At 41.0% G+C, this 17,684-nt stretch carries 14 protein-coding genes; 12 read left to right on the forward strand and 2 right to left on the reverse strand.

What is annotated here, in order from left to right:
• Positions 1-114: 114 nt before the first annotated feature.
• A complete protein-coding gene (locus ACM0OS_RS18610) occupies positions 115-2,526 on the forward strand; it encodes a GH116 family glycosyl hydrolase (RefSeq protein ID WP_414544685.1) in 2,412 nt (803 codons plus the stop codon).
• A gap of 280 nt (positions 2,527-2,806) precedes the next feature.
• Here ACM0OS_RS18610 and ACM0OS_RS18615 read toward each other — a convergent pair whose 3' ends face one another.
• On the reverse strand, positions 2,807-3,109 hold the full coding sequence (locus ACM0OS_RS18615) for an acylphosphatase (protein WP_414544686.1): 303 nt from the start codon (positions 3,107-3,109) through the stop codon (positions 2,807-2,809).
• 193 nt (positions 3,110-3,302) lie between these two features.
• Here ACM0OS_RS18615 and ACM0OS_RS18620 point away from each other — a divergent pair, with 193 nt between their 5' ends.
• The 5 genes from ACM0OS_RS18620 (at position 3,303) to ACM0OS_RS18640 (ending at position 8,885) form a co-directional block, all read left to right on the forward strand.
• Entirely contained in the window at positions 3,303-3,680 is a 378-nt protein-coding gene (locus ACM0OS_RS18620; RefSeq protein WP_414544687.1) for a DUF1823 family protein, read from the forward strand.
• A gap of 364 nt (positions 3,681-4,044) precedes the next feature.
• Positions 4,045-5,703: an alpha-amylase family glycosyl hydrolase gene (locus ACM0OS_RS18625; RefSeq protein WP_414544688.1), complete on the forward strand. Its 1,659-nt coding sequence runs from the start codon at positions 4,045-4,047 to the stop codon at positions 5,701-5,703.
• Between the two features lie 482 nt (positions 5,704-6,185).
• A complete protein-coding gene (locus ACM0OS_RS18630; protein WP_414544689.1) occupies positions 6,186-7,229 on the forward strand; it encodes a 3-deoxy-7-phosphoheptulonate synthase in 1,044 nt (347 codons plus the stop codon).
• 382 nt (positions 7,230-7,611) lie between these two features.
• Positions 7,612-8,244: an AAA family ATPase gene (locus tag ACM0OS_RS18635; protein ID WP_414544690.1), complete on the forward strand. Its 633-nt coding sequence runs from the start codon at positions 7,612-7,614 to the stop codon at positions 8,242-8,244.
• Positions 8,244-8,885 (forward strand): hypothetical protein, encoded by a 642-nt coding sequence (locus ACM0OS_RS18640; protein ID WP_414544691.1) that lies wholly within the window; start codon positions 8,244-8,246, stop codon positions 8,883-8,885. The genes ACM0OS_RS18635 and ACM0OS_RS18640 overlap by 1 nt, the downstream gene beginning before the upstream one ends.
• Positions 8,886-8,968: 83 nt before the next feature.
• Here ACM0OS_RS18640 and ACM0OS_RS18645 read toward each other — a convergent pair whose 3' ends face one another.
• Positions 8,969-9,883, reverse strand: a complete 915-nt coding sequence (locus ACM0OS_RS18645) for an alpha/beta fold hydrolase (RefSeq protein WP_414544692.1) — start codon at positions 9,881-9,883, stop codon at positions 8,969-8,971.
• A gap of 112 nt (positions 9,884-9,995) precedes the next feature.
• On the opposite strand from ACM0OS_RS18645, the gene ACM0OS_RS18650 reads away from it, so the two are divergent.
• The 6 genes from ACM0OS_RS18650 (at position 9,996) to ACM0OS_RS18675 (ending at position 17,595) form a co-directional block, all read left to right on the forward strand.
• Entirely contained in the window at positions 9,996-10,307 is a 312-nt protein-coding gene (locus tag ACM0OS_RS18650) for a carbon dioxide-concentrating mechanism protein CcmK (protein ID WP_414544698.1), read from the forward strand.
• An 84-nt stretch (positions 10,308-10,391) separates the two neighbouring features.
• Positions 10,392-10,739 (forward strand): carbon dioxide-concentrating mechanism protein CcmK, encoded by a 348-nt coding sequence (locus ACM0OS_RS18655; RefSeq protein WP_414544693.1) that lies wholly within the window; start codon positions 10,392-10,394, stop codon positions 10,737-10,739.
• A 1,045-nt stretch (positions 10,740-11,784) separates the two neighbouring features.
• Positions 11,785-12,972: a HetZ-related protein 2 gene (locus ACM0OS_RS18660; RefSeq protein ID WP_414544694.1), complete on the forward strand. Its 1,188-nt coding sequence runs from the start codon at positions 11,785-11,787 to the stop codon at positions 12,970-12,972.
• Positions 12,973-13,212: 240 nt separating this feature from the next.
• A complete protein-coding gene (locus ACM0OS_RS18665) occupies positions 13,213-14,394 on the forward strand; it encodes a pilus assembly protein PilB (protein WP_414544695.1) in 1,182 nt (393 codons plus the stop codon).
• Between the two features lie 204 nt (positions 14,395-14,598).
• Positions 14,599-15,282, forward strand: a complete 684-nt coding sequence (locus tag ACM0OS_RS18670; protein ID WP_414544696.1) for a Crp/Fnr family transcriptional regulator — start codon at positions 14,599-14,601, stop codon at positions 15,280-15,282.
• Between the two features lie 528 nt (positions 15,283-15,810).
• Positions 15,811-17,595: a M61 family metallopeptidase gene (locus ACM0OS_RS18675; RefSeq protein ID WP_414544697.1), complete on the forward strand. Its 1,785-nt coding sequence runs from the start codon at positions 15,811-15,813 to the stop codon at positions 17,593-17,595.
• Positions 17,596-17,684: the final 89 nt, after the last annotated feature.

The following is a 17,684-nucleotide window of genomic DNA, read 5'->3' on the forward strand; positions in this document are numbered from 1 at the left end:
CGTATGTAGTGGTAGTTGTCAGATATCCCAGGTGGAAAGTTACCAAATTGCTTGAGAAAATTGACACATCGAGTTAAGCTTCCTTAGCGTAACCGCACGCTGTAAACTTAGGCGATGACAAATCAGCCCTCTTCCGTAATTCCCTCTTGCACTTGGAGTCGTTCCATTGGTTTAGGTTGGGACAAACCCTATACTGTCCGCTACGCGAGTAATATTGATGACGGCCCCTGGCATGGAATGCCGTTAGGTGGCTTTGGTGCAGGTTGTATTGGTCGATCTTCCCAGGGAGACTTTAACCTGTGGCACATTGACGGTGGTGAACATACTTTTCAAAATATTCCGGCTTGCCAATTCAGTGTGTTTGAATCCAATGGCTCAGGTTCCCAAGCTTATGCTTTGTCTACAGAATCGCCGACAGATGGAAGTCTGGCAAGTTGGCAATGGTATCCAGCATCCACAGCTACACAACAGACAGGAACTTATCACGCCCTATATCCCCGTAGTTGGTTTGTCTACGAAAACATCTTGCAAGCCCAATTAACTTGTGAGCAGTTTTCGCCTATCTGGGCCAATAATTATCAAGAAACTAGCTATCCTGTGGCGATGTTTGTCTGGAATGCTCACAACCCCACAGATGCACCAATTACTCTGAGTATTATGCTCACTTGGCAAAATATGGTGGGCTGGTTCACTAATGCTTTAAAATCACCCCAGGTGCAAATTCGGGATGATGGTAGTCCGGTTTATGAATATCAACCGCGTTTAGGTGAAAGTCAAGATAATTACAATTATTTAGTTGATAATATCCAACACGTTGGTTGCATTTTAGGCCGAGTTGGCGGACATGAATCAGCAGCAGAGGGTGACGGCAGTTGGTGTATTGCCACAATTAACCATCCCGGTGTAGAAGTATTTCATCATACTCGCTGGAATCCTGTAGGCACGGGGGAAGATATCTGGCAAAGCTTTGCTGCTGATGGTTCTTTGCCTAATTATCAAGATGTCAATCCGGCATCAGAAAATACACAAATTGGGGCGGCGATCGCAGTGCGTTTTACTGTCCAACCAGGGGAAAATTTAGCCATTCCTTTTTCCTTGGCTTGGGACTTTCCGGTAACAGAATTTGCCGCCGGAATTAATTACTACCGCAGATATACAGACTTTTTTGGTCAGGGTGGTAATCAGGCTTGGGCGATCGCTTCTACTGCCTTAGAACAATACCAAAGTTGGCAACAACAAATCCAAAGTTGGCAACAGCCGATTCTGGAACGGGAAGATTTACCCAATTGGTTCAAGATGGCACTATTTAATGAACTGTATGACTTAACTAGTGGTGGAACTCTCTGGAGTGCAGCATCAGAACTTGACCCCATTGGGCAGTTTGCGGTGTTGGAGTGCTTAGATTATCGCTGGTATGAAAGTTTAGATGTGCGGTTGTATGGTTCCTTTGGGCTATTAATGCTGTTTCCGGAACTAGAAAAATCGGTAATGCGGGCATTTGCGAGGGCGATTCCCCACAGCGACGATCATCAGCGGGTAATTGGCTATTACTACACCATCGGCGCAGAAACAACAACAGCAGCCCGCAAGATTGCAGGTGCAACGCCCCACGATTTGGGCGCACCTAATGAACATGTGTGGGAGAAAACCAACTACACCTGCTATCAAGACTGCAACTTATGGAAAGATTTGGGTAGTGATTTTGTATTGCAAGTATACCGAGATTTTTTACTCACTGGTGCAGATGATGTGCAATTTTTAGCAGACTGCTGGGAGGCGATCGCCCAAACTCTCAGCTATCTGAAAACTTTCGATTTAGATAACGATGGCATTCCCGAAAATTCTGGCGCACCTGACCAAACCTTTGATGATTGGCGGTTACAGGGTGTGAGTGCTTATTGTGGGGGGTTGTGGTTGGCGGCTTTGGAGGCGGCTATCGCTATTGGTGAGGTTTTGTTAACGAACCACAGAGGTACGGAAAATACTGAGGAATTAGTATCTGTTTATCAGGATTGGTTGGAACAGTCGCGCCCTATCTACCAAGAAAAGCTGTGGAATGGTGAATATTATCGTTTGGATAGTCACAGTGGTTCTGATGTGGTGATGGCGGATCAATTATGTGGCCAATTTTACGCCCGACTTTTGGGATTACCGGATATTGTACCAAGCGATCGCGCCTTATCTGCTCTAAAAACTGTTTATGAGGCTTGCTTCCTCAAGTTCTGCAATGGTCAATTTGGTGCAGCTAACGGTGTTCGTCCCGATGGTTCACCAGAAAACCCCAAAGCTACCCATCCTCTGGAAGTTTGGACAGGAATTAACTTCGGACTAGCCGCATTTCTCGTACAGATGGGGATGAAGGATGAAGCTTTGCAGTTAACGGGCGCTGTGGTGGAACAAATTTATGAAAATGGGCTACAATTCCGCACGCCTGAAGCTATTACCGCCTCTGGAACTTTCCGCGCTAGTACTTATTTGCGGGCGATGGCAATTTGGGCAATTTACCGAGAAATATGTATTAAGTGATATGTAAATCCGGTTTTTGACTCTAGTGGACTGACACAGCTAAAATGTTGCAATAGCTTGCGTGGCGTAGCCATACGCTGCCCGAACTACAAGAGTTATATTTATCACATCATTTTAGGCTTGTCAGTCCAGTATCTTAGCCCTATTCACTAGCTAACTCCTTTAATCTTTGAATTAACCTACCTGTTGGAATTGGCACAAAAGACTGATTATTTTTCTTGCCTAAATTAGCATTAACTTTTTGTCCTTCATTTCAACCAATAACTATGTCGCTACTCAACTACTCAACACGCTTGACTTCAAACCCCCGCAAACCTTCAGGTTGTTCATACTCAACCACAACATCTTTGACTACCGCAGCAGGTGGGCCAGTATGACACCAGCGAATCATTTCTTCGACAACCACTTGCGCCCCTTCAAAAACTGCCTCCACCCGGTTATCCGGGAGATTCCGCACCCAACCTGTTAACCCCAACTGGCTGGCTGTATCGACAGTAGCATAGCGATAACCCACCCCTTGTACTCGACCGGAAATGAATACATGGGCGCGTACAATCTTTGGCAATGGTGTAGAATTTTGCATTGACTGGACTATGCATTACGATTTCCAGTCTACCTGCTTTGTGGATGCATTATCGAGTTTTTCTCACTAATACGTCTGCTTTTGACGGATAAATCTTTCAGCAGGCGTAGATAGAGATAAAATCGTTCCTCTGTTTGGGAATCTACCAATGTCAGAAATGTTTAACACATGAATTGTGAATTTTTAGTTGCTTATGTTTAACTTACCACCACTCAACACAGATACTATTTGGGCAATTCTCAATGATCAAATTGATGATGCTACAGTCAACCAATTAGTATGGCATTATTTAGGCTATCGCTATGACTATTCAACTGATATATGGGATAATAGCGAAGTTGCGGCAGAATGGCGAGATGAGTACCCACAACCACCTGATTTTATTGAAAATCGTCCACCAACAGTCAAATTAACTCGTTCTATTCCTCCAGCCAATAAACAAATAGCTAAAGAAAAGCTGGGTTTCAAGGGTTATAAAATTGGTGAATTTGGGCCTAGGCAAACTCGCAGAGCTACAGCGGCAAATTGGTTATTAAGTTATTGGGAAGATCATATTAATAAAGCTGATTGATTGCATTAGTAAATATTCCGATTAAATTTTTTCGTTAACTGCATACTTGCTTTTGTTAAATATAAAAATATCCCCGAATTTTCAATAAAGCGGGGATATAATATTTTCGGTGTTTGCAAAAAATAATTAAGGAAATTTTCGTTATCTTTTGATTATTTATGCCTAATGACAGTAGCTACTTATTTATAGTTTGAGCAGGGATAATCTTGGCACTTAATGGTAAATAAACAACCTAATTTAAGTACAACAGAATCCCACTCCAGATAGAGGAAACAATTCACTAATTATCTCTTAGGACTGATTTGCAAATTGATTTTTTGATTAGAAAATATTTATATCTACATTTTATCTTCCAAACATTTTTATGGCAAAGCCTATTGAGTTTAATTTATTTGCACCTTATAACAAAGGAGCTACCTTAAAAGGCAGTTTTTCTGATTGGCAGGAAATCCCCATGAAAAAGGGCGAGGATGGCTATTTTCGGACAACTGTGGAACTCGAAGATGGTGTTTATCAATATAAATTCCGGGTACAATCAAACTCATGGTTTTTTGAACCAGAAGAGTGGGTTGATGTTACAGATCCTTATGCTACCGATATTGATGAATTGAGTGGTGAAGATAACGGTGTTGTCCGGATTAAGGATGGAGCAAGAATTGTTGATACATATGTTTGGAAACACGAAGATAAACCCTTACCTCCTGACCATGAATTAGTAATTTATGAATTGCATGTGGGAGACTTTTCTGGTGGAGAAGATGACCCGTATGCCCGTGGTAAATATAAACATGTAATTGAAAAATTAGATTATTTGTGTGACTTAGGAATCAACGCTATTGAGTTGATGCCTATTAAAGAATATCCTGGGGACTATAGCTGGGGCTATAATCCGCGTCATTTCTTTGCCACTGAATCTAGTTACGGTTCTAGTGCTGAATTAAAGCACCTCATTGACGAGTGTCACGGTAGAGGCATTCGTGTGATTATGGATGGCATTTATAACCACTCAGAGGCATCAAGTCCATTAACCCAGATTGATCATGATTATTGGTATCACCATTCTCCGCGTGATCCTGATAATAACTGGGGGCCTGAGTTTAATTATGAACACTATGACGAAAAATTAGATACTTACCCAGCACGGAAATTTATCGGTGATACGATCCGTTTTTGGATTGAAGAATATCATGTAGATGGTATTCGCTATGATGCCGCTCGGCAAATTGGCAATTATGATTTCATGCACTGGATTGTTCAAGAAGCCAAAAAAACCGCTGGTACTAAGCCTTTTTATAATATTGCCGAACATATACCAGAAACAAGCGATATCACCAACGTAGATGGCCCAATGGATGGTTGTTGGCACGATAGCTTCCGTTATACCATTATGGTGCATATTTGTGGTGATACTTTTGATTTAGAAAGTCTCAAAGATGCCATCGATGCTAAACGTCAAGGTTTCATGGGTGCAACCAATGTGGTGAATTACCTAACTAACCATGACCATGAACGGACTATGTTAGAACTGGCTAATCGTGATATTTTTGATGAAGCAGGTTTTAATCGGGCTAAATTGGGCGCAGCTATTCTCATGACATCAGTTGGTGTGCCTTTAATTTGGATGGGTGAAGAATTTGGTGAATATAAACCTAAACAACCAGAATCATCTAAAATCGATTGGACGCTGCCAGGTAATGATTTAAATCGTAGCTTGTGGGATTACTATAAAGGACTAATTCATCTACGGAAAAATAGTCATGCCCTTTATACAGAAAATGTTGAGTTTATTCACGAAAATGTAGAAGCTAAGGTACTAGCTTATAGCCGCTGGAACGATGAAGGATCTCGTGTTGTGGTTGTGGCGAATTTCTCTGACAGCTTTTTAGCTGGTTATCACATTCCTAATTTTCCTTGTGGTGGTACATGGCATGAATGGACGGGTGATTATGATGTTGAAGTAGGAGATGATGGCATCATTACAGATTTAGGGCCATACGAAGCAAAGGTTTTTGTATGGCATTAATATAGCGGGTAATAGAGAGTAGGAAGGATGTCCTCAGATACCTAGTGAATGTAATAAAATACACCAGCACCACCACGTCATTTTTATAAACAAGTTAAGGGGGAAGTCTTTCCCCCTTTTTTCAGTCATTTTCAGGCAAAAATAGCAGATTGTCGGGGAGAAACTCCTGTAAGTTATGAAAAGAAAACAATTATAGATGGCACTTTTATTTGATTTTTGAAATACTTTTAAGTTGGCTTTGCCTACTAGAACCTAGATATACTGAGCTTTACCCAGCTTATTGAAACTTTTTTACATATCCCATTGAGGATTGCCATATCAGTATTTATTGACATACTTAAATATTAGGTAATTAGAAATTTATCAGACAAAAAACCTAGGTATTTTAAATTTATATAAGTTGATGTTGTACTTTTGATTTAAAATATGTATATCAATTTTTGCTCACAAGTGAAGTAGCCACAACTACACGAAAATTTTCTATGCATAATAAATTATTTAACACTAACATTAAGAACTCTCACGTATTATTAACACCCAACGAAGTCAAAGCAAAATTACCTTTAACGAAATTAGCGGAACAAACTGTCTTGAAACATAGACAGGAAATAAAAAATATCTTAGATTTTCAGGATCACCGAAAATTTGTAGTAGTTGGCCCTTGCTCAATCCATGATACACAAGCAGCTATTGAGTATTCCCAGAAGTTGAAAGATTTGTCTGAACGAGTTAAAGATAAACTGCTACTCATTATGAGGGTGTACTTTGAGAAACCCAGAACAACTGTAGGATGGAAAGGATTGATTAATGATCCAGATATGGATGATTCTTTTCATGTAGAAAAAGGATTGTTGACTGCACGTAGTCTCTTATTAAAAATAGCAGAATTAGATTTACCCACTGGAACAGAAGCATTAGATCCTATCATTCCTCAATACATTAGCGAATTAATTACATGGTCTGCTATTGGCGCCCGAACTACTGAATCACAAACTCATCGTGAAATGGCCAGTGGACTTTCAATGCCTGTGGGTTTTAAAAATGGTACTGATGGGAATATTCAGGTAGCTTTAAATGCTCTACAATCAGCGAAAAGCCCGCATAATTTTCTAGGAATTAATCACAAGGGACAGGTGAGTGTCTTTGAAACTAGGGGAAATCCCTATGGTCATGTGATCTTACGAGGCGGTAATCAACCCAACTTTGATGCTGCCAATGTCCAATTAGTAGAAGATAAATTAAAGGCAGCGAATTTATCACCCAGGATTGTCATCGACTGTAGTCACGGTAATACCAATAAAGACTATAAACTACAATCCAGTGTTTTGGAAAATGTGATTCAACAAGTAGTTGATGGTAATACTTCCATAGTCGGTGTGATGCTGGAATCCAATTTGTATGAAGGCAATCAACCTATGAATTGTAAGCGAGAAGAATTAAAGTATGGAGTTTCTGTAACTGATAAATGTATTAGTTGGGATGAAACAGAAAAAATTATTTTAGCTGCTTACGAAAAACTAAGATAAGGAGATTAGGACTTACGCACTCGCTACGAAAATCAAGGCTTTGAGATTGCTTCCCTAGGGTCGCAATGACGAAAATACGTGGTTGGTTACGTAAGTCCTGGAAATAAGTAGGTAAGCACAAATAAACGTAACTATGTAACAGAATGTAAAACCCCCAAAAACATTGTGATTGCTAGAGCCTACGGCACGCTACGCTCTAAGTGAAGCTATGCCTTTAGACTTTAGGTTAGGTTGGTAATGACATACATTTAAATTTTCGTGCCGACCTACTTCTAGTTTTTTACGGTATCTGGAAAACCTCTCTTTAAATTTTATGAGTTTTTCTGTGATGAGAGGCCACACAAAGCGGTATATTCATCTAAGGCAGCGTCGGAAGTAAGCAGTGCCAAAAATCATTATTATTCTCAACGGTAAGGGAGGAGTCGGTAAAACGACTACCGCAGTTAATCTGGCTGCACAATTTGGGAAAAAAAGCAAGGTAATTCTCATTGATGCAGATATTCAAGGTTCTGCCAGTTGGTGGGCAGGGCGTAATCAGAATGGCATGGATTTTGATCTATCCCAAGAAAGTAATCCGCAACTGTTAGGTGATTTAAGAAAGATAACAGGTTACGATTTAGTAGTGGTGGATACGCCCCCGGCGTTGCACTCTGAAGCATTAGTGACAGTAGTAGCGATCGCAGATTATCTAGTTTTACCTACACCACCATCTGCTATGGATTTAGCGGTTCTTGTTGAGACAGTCAAGACATCCGTTAGACCTGTGGGAGTTCCCCATCGGGTACTGCTAACTAAAGTTGATGCGAGAAGTGTGGGCGAAGCCAGAGAAGCACAAGAAACTCTATTGCGGATGGGAATACCTGTTTGTAAAGCCTTCATCCGTACCTATAAAGCCCATGAAAGGGCTGCACTGGAGGGTGTAGCGATTACTCAATGGCGAGGAAAGAATGCGCGGGAGGCGGAGTTAGACTACCGCCGTGTAGCTGATGAATTACTGCTTGATTGGAGAAAATAATGGTTAAGAAACGTCTTTCTGATTTAATACAAGAAGAAGCACAAAAATTGACACCGAATGAAAATGAATCTGTGATTGAAGTTACAGCGCAAGAAGTTACTGAACAAGAAGTTACTGAACAAGATACTTCAGCCGCAGCAGCATCACCAACGCAGACACCAGAACCAACTGCTGCAAAACGCACGGTTCCTACTAAGGCTGATTTGGAAATTATTATCAAAGAGTTAAAAGAAACTTTAGAAAAAAAGCAAGACAAGGAAAAATCTCTTCAGCAACAAATTGCAGATTTGCAATCAAGTGTGTCTGAACAAAAAGCCTCCACAGAAAAATTGACAAAAGAACTGCAAGAAGCTAAAAAAGCAGCAATACACCTGGCCGAAGCTAATTCTCAACTCATAGAAGAAAATAATTCTTTGAAACAAGAAAAAGAAAAAGAAAAAGAATTATTGCAACAAGAGAAAGAAAAGAATTTATTGCAACAAGAAAAAGTGCAACAAGAAAAAGACAATAAATCCGCAATTCAAGTCAAAGAAAAATATGACCCAATGGGCTATAGAAAATCCCACCGTGTACCAGAACATTTGTTAGAACGTCAGAAAGAAGAAGACGATTTTGCCGCTAATACTTGGTTATACGACTAGGTAATTCGGACTGCGTGGTGATTATAGATTAATAGTTACGTGGGTTTGTAGTAGGCGCTTTAGTGCTGACAATATTGACAATATTAAGGACTAAAGTCCTGACTACGAACAAATTTCCGAAATTCTAAAATATGTTGTGCGGTTATGTGTGGTTGTTCTAAATGTGGGACATGGCCGGAATCTTGAATCCAGATTAGTTGACTGTGGGGAATTGCTCCGGCAAATTTCTTGGCATCTACTGTACCTAAAATCTGATCTGTATCACCCCACAAAATTAAAGTTGGTGGCACAATTTCTGCAAGCTGCTTCAGTTTAAAAGCACTGTAGCCGCCACTTTTGGTGAAAGCAATCAAAGCTTGATGCCAATTGGGCATTTCTAAATGTAATGCAGCACATAATTGAGAATCAAGCGACGCTAAAAGCTTATTTTTGTAAGCAGTGCGGGAAATGCGATCGCGTACTTGGGGATTACGCAAAAAATTAGCTGCAAAAGCATCCAATGGCGGAAACATCAATTTGCTTAATGGTGAACCGCCTTTCAACCCAGCACTGTCTATTAAAACTAGTTTTTCTACTACTTCTGGGTAAGTCAGGGTGAAATCAATCGCGGCTGCACCCCCCATTGAAGCACCCACCAAAATTACAGGTTGGTTAATCAGGGTTTTCCAGAAATGATACAGATGAGTTTTAATGGCAATGGGGCTAAATTGTAAGCCTGGGATTCTGTCTGTAAACCCAAATCCCAACAAATCTACTGCCCAGGTTTCATTATTCTCTGCCAGCAATGGCAAAAGGCGACGAAATTCTAATACGGAACCATCGAAACCGTGAATTAATAAAATAGGTGTACCACCATCACCTTGTTTTACATAGGTAGTGGTAATGAGTTGATTAATTAAAGGGGTAGCGATCGCTTGACTTTGAATGCTTTGCGCCAAGGCGATGGAGGCTGGTTCTGTCAGTTGCCCAACTGTGGGAGGTAAAAAACTAGGAAACATAATTTTTAGTTTACAGTAAGCGGCTGACAGAAAATTTTGCCAAATGTCAAAATTGGTACGAAAGCCTCGTACAATTGATATCACTTCATTTTTTGACTCAGGAGCTAATGCCATGCCAATGGCGGTTGGCGTAATTGAAACCTTAGGCTTTCCTGCTGTGCTAGCAGCAGCGGATGCAATGGTAAAATCTGCCGCAGTCACAATTGTGTATTATGGTCAAGCTGAAAGCGCTCGGATGTTAGTCGCTGTTCGGGGACATGTTGCTGAAGTTAAAACAGCAGTAGCAGCAGGAATAGCCGCCGGAGAACAAGCTCATGGCGGTCAAGTAATCACCCACTACATTGTTCCTAATCCCCCAGAAAATGTGGAAACCATTCTACCCATCCACTTCACCGAAGAATCTGAACCCTTCCGTATGTTCTAGGCAAATTCGCCATTAAACTACGTAGCAAAGCTGCGTATAATTCATCGATTGCGCCACATACGTTTTTCATACAGGAGATTATTAATGTCATTACAGGCCGTTGGAGCACTTGAAACTAAAGGTTTTCCTGCTGTACTAGCAGCAGCAGATGCAATGGTTAAAGCTGGTCGAGTCACCCTTGTTGGTTATATCAGAGTGGGTAGCGCTCGTTTTACAATCAATATTCGCGGAGATGTTTCTGAGGTGAAAACTGCTATGGCTGCTGGTATTGAAGCCGCAGAAAATGTTCATGGCGGTACTCTAGAATCCTGGGTAATTATTCCCCGTCCCCATGAAAACGTCGAAGCTGTTCTGCCCATAGGTTACACAGAACAGGTACAACAGTATCGAGATTCTGTGAACAATCCCATTGTGCGCTCATCTAACAGGTAAATAAAATAGACAATAAAAAAAGCAGTCCACCTACAAGAGAAAACCACTGCGGTGGGTGAATTTCCCGACTTACGCGGACTAGCTTCAGGTTGTGTTAGGGTTTCCACCTCCCCTGTAATCCCAAAATTTTTGTCCGAAGTATGGCTTAAAACCTTACTTCGGGGTCAAAAGTTGAAAGTCCACGTGTTAATCAATTAATAAACTTGTGATTAGCAAAGTGAGATTAACTCAGTTACTGCGCTCGGCGCGATCGCCTATGGCACCTCACAACAATAATTACTTTATGTATTTTCACATAGGTAAAGTCTAATTAAGTAGTCATAGCCATCAGAAGTAAATCTCACTTGTCTGACAGATATACGGTTTTTAATACTTAAACAAACTGAGTTATATTAGTAACCATAAAAAATAATCCTGTGGCCAAAAATTTGTATAATATCCACTAAATAAGTTAATTAATCAGGCAATTAAAGACTTGGGACTTATCTAAATTTACCCGTGTAAATACTTACAAAACAACCTCGTCATCTCCCCTGTTTCTCCCCGATTAGTGCGTAATTTAGCAACTATCGGATATCTAAATAGCAATTTGTCATCCTACCCTGCCTACAAAACACTAAGCCTTAGCGTAGTTAGGCAGCAGGTTTGAGATCATCAAGAAAGTCAGATTCCAATACGGTTCACTTAAGAGGAAAAGTAGGTTGGGTTAAGCGATAGCGAAACCCAACAAATCCCAGGAAATGTTGGGTTTCGTTCCTCAACCCAACCTACTCTATTTAAGGTTTTTGGCTCTAACTGAACCGTATTGAGTCAGATTCTATTTTGGTTCCCCGCCTTGTATCTTTTACATTCTTGTTGCAAATTGGAATAGCTGAGTTTAATAGTTGTAGCAATTAAACTCAGTAATAATAAAAGTTAGAAATATTTCCATACATTTTGCATAAAGTTCGTAAATTGCAACGTAATAACAATAGAACAGTTGAGATGTCTTCTTAGAAAAGACAGACTCATGGGTAACTGCCAAATTATAGATTAAGGGCGATAAATGGGGGTTGTGATGCAAACTTTAAAACAGGGTTTCAAGGAGCGCAATCTCGCTATGACAACGGAGGCAGAAAAATTAGCGCAGTATTGGGGCAATCGTCTAGCTACGGATTGTCCCGATGAAAGTATAGCCACCAGAGAAAGTATTGTCCTCTGGCTTTTAGGCAGTGACTGCACACGGTTCGACTTACTCAACCCGAAGGAACTCGATATTGCCAAACAAGCAATGGAATATCGCTGGAAAATTTTACATCAACGCTACTTGGGAACGGGGAGAGAACGTGCTTATCGCAACCTGCTCATGCGCTTGGGAAGTTTAGTTACATTACGTAATAAAATTCAAACATGGGTTTCTTTAAGTCGTGATCGCCAGCGCGGTGTGATGGATGTCTTGCAAGAAGTTGTGCAAGAATTATTGCAAAGCGATAAGTATATGCAGCAGCAAATGGCTTGTATCGCCGAGTTTACAACGGATAAACGGCTACGAGACATTTTGTTATTTGCCAGTATAGAAGAGTATGCTATGCGACCAATACGCAATCAACCACTACTCGTCTATAGATTTGTCAACTACTTACGTCGCACCCAACGTGGTGGCTTAACCCAAGTCCCCACTAATGACTTAATCAAGCTAGTTTCCGAAGAAATACTCACAGATGACAGTGATACTCGCGTAAACTTAGCTGATAACCAAGCGATCGCCGAATATCAGGAAGCACAACAATTAGAAGAACAACAAGTACTGCGGCAGATAGTACAACAAGAATTTGCCGATTATTTACAAGGCAATCTCGGCCCTGAGGCAGTAGAATGGCTGCGCCTGTATCTCCAAGGTAAGTCTCAAGATGAAATCGCCAACAAACTGCACAAGCCCATCAAAGAAGTTTATCGCCTGCGAGAAAAAATTAGCTACCATGCAGTGCGTGTCTTTGCCCTCAAAAATAAACCAGAACTCGTGGATTCCTGGCTGGCAATTTCTCTACAAGAAAATAATTTGGGGCTAACTCAAAATCAGTGGCAGCAACTTCATGAAAAATTAACTCCTCTGGGGCGGCAAATACTCGATTTACGGAAAGCGGGCCACTCCATAGAAGCAATAGCCCTACAGTTAAAGCTCAAAACTCATCAAGTGATGGGCGAATGGACTAAAGTTTATCTGGCAGCCCAATCTTTCAGAACTCAGGAATAATCAGCTATCCCTGAGTTTCAGGGCTAAAGATGTCTGTTAACTTGCCGCTTTGCCTCTACGCACATGAAACTAGTACATAAATATACAAACTACTCAGGTGTTGGGATGTTAACGTTAGGATTTATACATAATTTTATTAGTAATTAATTTAACTTCATTCAGTCAACAAAGTATCTTTATTTACTGTCTGTTATATTTATAGGAAAATAAAATATCCAGAAAAACTCAGTAATTAAACTTATGTTGTCTTCAGAGGGCAAACCAACTGATACAAAAGCACATGAGCAGCAATTGCTACATGGCACTTCCCAAAATTGGGAGCAAAAACGCGAGCAAGTGTTCCAGCTGATTGATAATCTCTTGTCCTTTGAAGTTTGCCTATATCACCAAATAGTACCTTTTGGATTGGCAGACAACAAGCTGCTACTGGGTATGGTTGATCCCCAAGACAGCAAGGCGTTAGATTACCTGCATCCGATTTTGTCTCATCTTAATTGCACAATAGCCCCTGAAGAACTTGCCTATGATACTCACCGCAATATCTTGTCAGCCTACCTGAATTATAAAAATACATCTGACACTGGTACTAGACAGGTGAATGACCAGGGAGCGGATTTAGCCCCAAAAACCAGTGCTGCTAACATTCCATCTGCAACTAACACCTCAGAGAAAATCGCAACTCCACAATCTTCTGAGCATGACCAAAATTTTGATAACTTATTTCCCAGTTCCCATCTGTCTTTGACTGGAAATAAAAAACAAACCGAAGACACTTCCGCCGCAGAATTACTGAGTAAATTAACGGTGTTGCAAGTAGAAGCTCCAGAATTATTCACTCCTGTGGAAGTGCTAGCAACACTAGCACCCAAAAAACTACTACAAGAATTGCTAGGGAGAGTTTTGGGTGGAGGTATAGGCCGCTTGTATTTTGAAAGACAACCCTACCAAGGGAGGATAATTTGGAGTGATAACGGAGTATTGCAGTCAGTCTTAGAAAATCTTCCTCTGTCTGTATTTCAGGGAGTACTGAATGAATTGAAGCGATTTGCTTCTCTACCAGTGAGCCAAATTGCAGAACCCAAACAAGTAGAAAAAGAATGCTTGTATCAACAAAACCGCTTGTTATTACGCCTGCGGGTGATGCCAGGAATGTACGGCGAAGAGGCGACACTACAGGTTTTACGAGGAGCGGCTTTAAAATTTTATCAACAGCAACAGTTGTCCCGTCTCAGTCGTGACGCCTTAGGTATTTCTCAACAACTCAGCTTGAAGTTGCAAGAACTGCACCAAAGACTCCTACTCAATCCTAGCCCCAAATCAGAGCAATTAGAGGCTGTGGAAACTTTAAATAAGTTAGTCAAAAATTTAGACAAACAGATCAAAATACTTACAGACACTGGTGAGATTCCTAAACACAACTAGAAACTATTCTGTCAGTGAAAGCGCTGATTGCGATCGCATACACAATTGTTATGTTGTAATGAAATCTTAGGCTAGTTGATCTAAGATACTTTTTGTTTCACTTATTACAATAAAATACAGTATTTTTACTAAGTGACGGTTACGAAATTTTCATATTAGCCAATTTAATTTTCCACACTTGAACTCATTTATTGTAGACATTACATGCAAACTGAGGTTTTTAGTCAACTTTTTCCCTTACTAAGTACAGCCAGTCCACAGACTTTGGAATGGTTACTTAATGTAGCAATTGAGCATGAATATCCCGTGGGCCGCGCTGTGTTGATGGAAGACGCCTGGGGTAACGCAGTTTACTTTATAGTTTCTGGCTGGGTGAAAGTACGACGCACATCCGGAGATGATGCTGTAGCCCTAGCAATTTTAGGCCGAGGCGATTTTTTTGGAGAAATGGCGATTTTAGATGAATCTCCCCGTTCCACCGATGTGATTGCTCTGTCGCCAGTGCAGTTGTTGAGCATTTCTAGAGAGCGTTTCATTCAAATATTATTTAAAGACCCACAATTACATCACCGGATGTTGCAGCTAATGGTCAGACGATTGCGACAAATTAACCAGCGCTTGCAAATTCGCTCTTCGCCGCCAGCTGTCAAACTTGCTCATACTCTAGTGAGTTTGGGGGAAAGCTACGGACAAGAATCCGCAAAAGGCAAAGAAATTCTCAATATTGCTTTTAAAGATTTAGCAGAAGTGACAGAAATCGGTGTAGACGACACCACAAAAATCATGGACAAACTACATGAAAAAGGTTGGATATCAATTGACAGCGCTAATAATATTATTGATCTCATCAACTTCAAACAGTTGATCAATTTAGCAGGCAAGGTCTAAGCGCGGGTGGAATCGTTGGTGTCAATCAGAATCAGACCTTTAATGACTCAAAATTGCTCTCCAGGCTCATGTCAATTAAGTGTCTTATGTAGGTGATCAGCTAGCTTAGGTAGATATAGTCCAAAATATCAGGATTAGAACACCAACATATTTACGAAATTACCCTTTCTGCATCATGATAAATGTAATGATTGGGATGTGACGTTTATTTAAATGGTGAAAACAAGGGCTATTGGGTATGGGGTAAATTTCAGGCTGATGAAATGTTTTCAGCAATAGATCAAGCACTGTGCTATGTCACCTGCATTTGATCTTTGATATCTGGCAATATATTGCAATTTATGAAGCTGAATTGGCTAAAGTCTAGTTAAAAGCTGAGTCTTGAGGAATGGGTGCTATGAGAAGACGGTACATTATGAAAAAAACTACAGTAAAAGTAAGTTCAGTCTTGAATCTACGCTATTGACTATTGACCACTAACTATTGACTATTAACTATTGACTCAGAATTTATAACTCTTAACTACAGATGACCGAAGCAACAGCACCTCGTATCGAGATTGGCGTCCAGGAAACAGTACCAACGATTCATTATCTGGTAGCAATGCCTCAACCAGAAACACATCTGTTTGAAGTGACATTGCAGCTAATCAACCACTCATCAACAATTCTTGACTTGAAAATGCCTGTATGGACGCCAGGTTCATACTTGGTGCGAGAATACGCCAAGAATTTACAAGATTTTGCGGCTTTTGCCCAAGATGAGCCTCTACCTTGGCGAAAAATTAGTAAAAACCACTGGCAGGTGAATACAAGTGGTGTTTCAGAAGTGACTGTACGTTACCGTATGTTTGCCAATGAGCTATCGGTACGGACAAATCACTTGGATACCACCCACGGTTATTTCAACGGTGCAGCAATATTTTTTAGACTCCCAGGTTGGGAGAGTCTACCTATTAACATCACCGTAGTTCCACCACACCCAGACTGGCGGGTAACGACTTCTTTACCACAAGTCAGCAACCAGGCTCACACTTTTTCGGCAGCCGATTTTGACACTCTTGTAGATAGTCCCTTCGAGATTGGAAACCACCAGTCATATCACTTTGAGGTCTTAGGAAAACCCCATGAACTGGCAATCTGGGGACAGGGCAATTTACAAGCGCAGCGGATAATTGCTGATATCCAAAAAGTTATCCAGGTAGAAGCGCAGATGTTTGGTGGTCTACCCTATGAGCGCTATATTTTTCTGCTGCATTTATTTGCCCAAGCTTATGGGGGTTTGGAACATAAAAACTGTTGTTCTTTAATTTATCAGCGTTTTGGGTTTCGCTCACAGGATAAATACGAGCGCTTTGTGCAATTAGTAGCACATGAATTTTTTCACCTGTGGAATGTCAAGCGCATTCGCCCCAAGGGGTTAGAGGTGTTTGATTACGAGCAAGAAAACTATACACCTTCTTTGTGGTTCTGTGAAGGTACTACAAGTTACTATGACTTACTGATTCCGTTACGTGCAGGTATTTATGATGCAAAGTCGTATTTAAATCATTTGAGTAAGGAAATAACCAGATTTCTCACAACCCCAGGACGCAAAGTACAACCACTTTCCGAGTCTAGTTTTGATGCTTGGATTAAACTCTATCGTCCAGACACCAATAGCAATAATTCCCAAATGTCCTACTATTTGAAGGGAGAAATGGTTTCATTATTGCTAGATTTGCTGATTAGAGCGCGACATGGCAATCAGCGATCGCTTGATGATGTCATGCGGCAAATGTGGTGGAAATTTGGGCAAGCAGAAATTGGCTATACTCCCGAACAGTTGCAAGAAGTCATGGAATCCGTCGCAGGTGTAGACTTGAGTAATTTCTGCGATCGCTACCTTGATAGTACCGACGAGTTGCCTTTTAATCAGTACCTAGAACCTTTTGGTTTACAGCTGCTAGCAGAACGAGAAGAAGAACCTTACATGGGGATCAAAGCCAAAACCGACAATGGCCGAGAGGTAATTAAATCAGTGGAAGCCGGTTCACCTGCACAACTAGCAGGTATTGATGCAGGCGATGAATTGTTAGCTATTGAAGGCATACGTCTGACAGCACATCAATTAAGCGATCGCCTCAAAGATTACCAACCCAACGACACAATTCAAGTAACAGTTTTCCACCAAGATGAACTGCGTACTTATTCTGTCACCCTGACGGCACCACATCCTACTAAATATCAAATAGTTCCAGTCCATAACCCCGATCCCTCCCAGAAAGAGAATTTTGCCGGATGGTTAGGTGTACCCATAGTGACGATGCGTTGATTTGAGGGAGATGGGGAGATGGAGAAGCATTTTTGTTCTTGTCCCCTCGTCCCCTCGTCCTCTTGTCCCCTCGTCCCCTTGTCCCCTTG

The organism is Nostoc sp. CCY0012 (assembly GCF_963920855.1).
Taxonomy (GTDB): Bacteria; Cyanobacteriota; Cyanobacteriia; order Cyanobacteriales; family Nostocaceae; genus Cyanocohniella.

What these genes read in the sequence shown, in the direction of transcription:
- ACM0OS_RS18670 (WP_414544696.1), top strand. Translation starts at nt 14,599, where the DNA reads ATGCAAACTGAGGTTTTTAGTCAACTTTTTCCCTTACTAAGTACAGCC.
- ACM0OS_RS18650 (WP_414544698.1), top strand. Translation starts at nt 9,996, where the DNA reads ATGCCAATGGCGGTTGGCGTAATTGAAACCTTAGGCTTTCCTGCTGTG.
- ACM0OS_RS18615 (WP_414544686.1), bottom strand. Translation starts at nt 3,109, where the DNA reads ATGCAAAATTCTACACCATTGCCAAAGATTGTACGCGCCCATGTATTC.
- ACM0OS_RS18660 (WP_414544694.1), top strand. Translation starts at nt 11,785, where the DNA reads ATGGGGGTTGTGATGCAAACTTTAAAACAGGGTTTCAAGGAGCGCAAT.
- ACM0OS_RS18620 (WP_414544687.1), top strand. Translation starts at nt 3,303, where the DNA reads ATGTTTAACTTACCACCACTCAACACAGATACTATTTGGGCAATTCTC.
- ACM0OS_RS18640 (WP_414544691.1), top strand. Translation starts at nt 8,244, where the DNA reads ATGGTTAAGAAACGTCTTTCTGATTTAATACAAGAAGAAGCACAAAAA.
- ACM0OS_RS18610 (WP_414544685.1), top strand. Translation starts at nt 115, where the DNA reads ATGACAAATCAGCCCTCTTCCGTAATTCCCTCTTGCACTTGGAGTCGT.
- ACM0OS_RS18645 (WP_414544692.1), bottom strand. Translation starts at nt 9,883, where the DNA reads ATGTTTCCTAGTTTTTTACCTCCCACAGTTGGGCAACTGACAGAACCA.
- ACM0OS_RS18675 (WP_414544697.1), top strand. Translation starts at nt 15,811, where the DNA reads ATGACCGAAGCAACAGCACCTCGTATCGAGATTGGCGTCCAGGAAACA.
- ACM0OS_RS18625 (WP_414544688.1), top strand. Translation starts at nt 4,045, where the DNA reads ATGGCAAAGCCTATTGAGTTTAATTTATTTGCACCTTATAACAAAGGA.
- ACM0OS_RS18665 (WP_414544695.1), top strand. Translation starts at nt 13,213, where the DNA reads ATGTTGTCTTCAGAGGGCAAACCAACTGATACAAAAGCACATGAGCAG.
- ACM0OS_RS18655 (WP_414544693.1), top strand. Translation starts at nt 10,392, where the DNA reads ATGTCATTACAGGCCGTTGGAGCACTTGAAACTAAAGGTTTTCCTGCT.
- ACM0OS_RS18630 (WP_414544689.1), top strand. Translation starts at nt 6,186, where the DNA reads ATGCATAATAAATTATTTAACACTAACATTAAGAACTCTCACGTATTA.